This is a genomic window from Desulfurococcus sp. (assembly GCF_049970475.1).
Taxonomy (GTDB): Archaea; Thermoproteota; Thermoprotei_A; order Sulfolobales; family Desulfurococcaceae; genus Desulfurococcus; species Desulfurococcus amylolyticus.
On record NZ_JBMFMW010000106.1, the window covers coordinates 1 to 3,783 of the forward strand.

Below are 3,783 nucleotides of genomic sequence, written 5' to 3' on the forward strand. Positions count from 1 at the left end.
GGCTTGCATCTGGCTTAGGAGTGTTCGCGAGCACCCTACATCTTGAATTAAGGAAGAGATTCATGTATGCGATTGCATTCTTCAATAGTGAACCTATATGAAAGCAGAAACAACATACCGAGGCTCCTCATCCTGAGGGGCGAGGACTCTATCCCTGCTGGAGCTTTCCTCATTTCTTCGGGTGTCCCTCACTGGGACGGCATCACTTGTTCAGGGCCCGCCGTCAGTCTGCGGGCGGTGCACAGCGAGTCTAGGAGACAATGAGCTGTACACCAACTCCAAGTACTGCTGTCTAGCAAAAAGCTTACAAACAAGCTCCACGCCTTGAAAGACGAGGCCTCATGAAGCTGTGAACCCCGGGAAAAAGCTCTTTAAGCTAGTGCCGGAGGTGCCTGCACTACCTGCTCCTGGGCTGGCTGTGGCGGCTTCAAGCTGAAGAAGGCTACTGCGGCTATTATCCATGCTATGAAAATCAGTATTAATCCCACTATTATGATCGTCAAAGCCGCCCCGATCAATAATAATAGCCCTGCTGTCTCCAGGAGCTTCTCACCTGATTTAGTTGCTAGGAGATCAAGGGACTTCTTGTAGAATAATGCCTCTAATACTAGGATGACAAAGTATACCACGATGAAAAGTAGTACTGTACCAATTACTCCTCTCGCCATGTGCAGTGGTATACTGGGAGCGAAGGTTATTGCGATCCCTGCTATAGATATTGCTACAAATATTATTGTCGCTAAACCTATTACACCGATTATCACGGCATATAAGGCATTCCTGAATATGCCCTCCTCCCTGTACGTATCTGAGAGACCCTTCAACCCTATTAGTAACAGTATTAATCCCACTAGCGTCAGCAACGGGATAAAGACGCCTATTGCCATGAGGATTGATCCTATTCCGGCCAGTATCCTACTCGAGTCAAACTCCATTCCCCTTACCTCACTTATATATTAGATCTGTTCTAGACTTAATATAGCCTTATATAGGGCCGTGACGCACTGATTATTTCACTCCAGGAAGCATTCCTTCTCCAGGGATCTCTATGGATATGTTGTCTAGTTTACTAGGATACCTCGACTGGATTCTATGGGCTTTAAGCATTAGTGTTATAATAGTCTCAATCATCAAGCATGTCCTAGGACACAGGGATTCCGGGGCCTGGTTCCTCAGGGGTGTAGCCGGGCTACTCCTAGCTGGCTTCTCCAGCATCTTAGTTAACTCCCTCTATAATGCATCGCAGGACATATTAGGGCATGCTCCCTACGGCTGGATCCTCTACGCGTCTTCACTGGGGCTCGTACTAATTGGTGGATTATATATTGCCATGGGCAGGATCGGTGAAGGCATCTCCAGTATTCTAGGGGGCATCCTCCTCATCGGGGTTGGGTTGATGGGTATTTACCTGGGCAGCAGCCTCCATGGAGACTATGGTGGGCCACTCTATGTCTACCTCTACACTGATAGGCAGGGCTATTATGTCGGGGAGGCAGTCGGCCTCTCGGTCTTCATCTCCCCTGGGATCAATGGTGCCTCCTATACTGTTTCATGGGGTGATGGGGTTGTTGAGGAGTTCGATGACGGCTCCTCCTTGAGGCTCAACCATGTCTATAATTCAAGCGGGGCATACGTGATACGGGTTAATGTGAACAGTAGTGGTTTAACAGGCTTCAATAGTATCGCTGTAAGTGTCTCGGATAAACCGTGGACGCCTCCATGGCCTTTCGACATAATAGTCTCCCCTGTAACCGGGTTCTTCAGCATGTTCTGGCAGGTTGTCTCAACACCCTTCAACCTTCAGTTGCTCACTACATCTCCCAGGCTTGAGGAGGGGTCGGCTGAATGGGGTCTCTACGAGTTAACGCTCTCCATCTCGATGAGTGGGCTAGGCCTCTACCTGGGGTTCAGGCTACTCCAGGCCGTCTTCGAGGGTGAGCCGAGAGGCTTCATCGATGTTGTTAGAGAAGCCTTGATAGTCGTTCTCCTATCTCTTACAGCCCCCTATCTCCATAATGCCTCGGTTGACATGCTTAACGCTCTCTCCCTCAAGGTGGTTGAGGGTGTTGATCCAATGCCTTCTATAGCCTCGATACTGGCACTTATATCAACAGGAGTGGCGCTCGGCTTCTTCATACCTGTAGCAGCGAATTTAGCCGTTGTATTAACCATTATGCTTGCCTCAGCCTCCGCGCTAGTCGTGATCAGGCACTGGCTCATACTCACCATAACAGTTTCAACACCAATACTGGCAGTCGCATACCTCCACCCGGCTCTACGTGGGGCAATGAAAAGGGTAATAGGACTCTGGGGTAGCCTGGTTCTCGCGGGCCCCTTAACAGCAGTGTTCATGAGGACCTGGAGCACTCAGGTCGGTGTAGCAGGGCAGGCTTTAACCAGTGTATTCATATATATGATACTACCCAATATAATAGGATTACTGGGTGGAGTGGGCCCGGTGATCACGAGGAGTGCCAGCATACTATTATACACCGTACTCAGAGCAATGAGAACAATAGAGGAGAGGAGGCAGACTAGAACACAGGGGTTGCAAGCTGTGGCAAACACGCCTCAAAGAATAAGATTGTTAAATCCGTATCAATCCAGGGTACCATCATGGAGAACCAGGGATACCAAATAATAAATTAAGCCAGCAACTTTAAGTTCCACAACTCAATGACCCTATCAAGCTTCTTTTCCGCAAGAGGTGTTGGAAGACCTATAATCCAGAAATGGTTATCGAACACTCCTTATTTGACTCCTACCCTTAGATCGACTCGTGGTGGTTGTATGAGGCGTGGGGTCAAGGGTATTAGTGAGGTCATAGCTGTAATAGTAATGATATTGATCGCTGTAGTTGCCGCATTCGGCATCAAGTCCTACATCGATTACCAGAGCACTAAGCTTCCATCAACAGATATGGCTGTGGCCAGGTATAGTATTACATATGGTTCCCCCGGAATCGGTGTAATCACATTGGTTGTCAGCAACCTATTACCCTCAAGCATTAGCGTTAACAGTGCAACCATAGTATTCTCCAACGGCTCCACTTATACACCACCATTAACGCCCCAGGTAGCCAGCGGTAAGAGTGATGTCCAGCTAGTATTCACAGTGCCTCTACAAAATGGTGTCACAGTATTGAGGATACTTGTCAACGTGACTGATTCAGCAACCGGGCGTTCGCAAGTCGTCTTCGCCACAGGAGGTTAAGCCCGGCTTACCATTAATTTTTTCTCCACAAGGTGACCCTGTTTGCACACATCCTTCAAGCCCTCCGAACCACTATGTGGAGACATTGGTCGATGCTGGCCCGGATCCAGTGATCCAGGGGTGAATGGGATCTCCTCCCGGGACACTGGTATGATTGTCGCAGAGTACCGTGTTGGAGGCTACATGGTTAGGCTTGTGAAACACGGTGATGGAGTATTCAGATATGAAGCCAGGTTACTCGTGGATGAAGAGCTAGTAAACCTAGTTAAGTCGAGGCTTAGAGACATTTTGCTCCACATACGTAGAGGAGTCCCGGTGACTGATGTAGCATCAATGATCCTGGGGATCCCCAGGGAGAGCAGCCCCCAGGTTGAATACGTATTGAAGATGATCCTCGGCTACAGGGTTCTCCAGGTGTTACTTGATGATCCATACGTCGAGGATATATCAATAACGGGGCCCGGCACCATATGGGTTAGGCATAGGTTGGCCAGCATTGATCCAAGGGTAGACTTCATAGAGACTAATCTCAGGGTTGAATCAATAAGAGAGCTTGTGGAGCTACAGCAG

Annotated in this window: 3 protein-coding genes and 1 pseudogene; 3 read left to right on the forward strand and 1 reads right to left on the reverse strand. The window is 48.8% G+C overall.

Going from position 1 to position 3,783, the window contains the following annotated elements; all coding sequences use genetic code 11:
• Nucleotides 1-371: 371 nt before the first annotated feature.
• Nucleotides 372-935: a DUF996 domain-containing protein gene (locus tag ACP5N5_RS06085; RefSeq protein ID WP_428133969.1), complete on the reverse strand. Its 564-nt coding sequence runs from the start codon at nucleotides 933-935 to the stop codon at nucleotides 372-374.
• 113 nt (nucleotides 936-1,048) lie between these two features.
• On the opposite strand from ACP5N5_RS06085, the gene ACP5N5_RS06090 reads away from it, so the two are divergent.
• The 3 genes and pseudogenes from ACP5N5_RS06090 to ACP5N5_RS06100 all read left to right on the forward strand — a co-directional run.
• On the forward strand, nucleotides 1,049-2,641 hold the full coding sequence (locus ACP5N5_RS06090; RefSeq protein ID WP_428133971.1) for a PKD domain-containing protein: 1,593 nt from the start codon (nucleotides 1,049-1,051) through the stop codon (nucleotides 2,639-2,641).
• A 149-nt stretch (nucleotides 2,642-2,790) separates the two neighbouring features.
• Nucleotides 2,791-3,213, forward strand: a complete 423-nt coding sequence (locus tag ACP5N5_RS06095) for an archaellin/type IV pilin N-terminal domain-containing protein (protein ID WP_428133973.1) — start codon at nucleotides 2,791-2,793, stop codon at nucleotides 3,211-3,213.
• A 42-nt stretch (nucleotides 3,214-3,255) separates the two neighbouring features.
• A pseudogene (locus tag ACP5N5_RS06100) lies at nucleotides 3,256-3,783 on the forward strand (hypothetical protein); the annotation flags it as partial.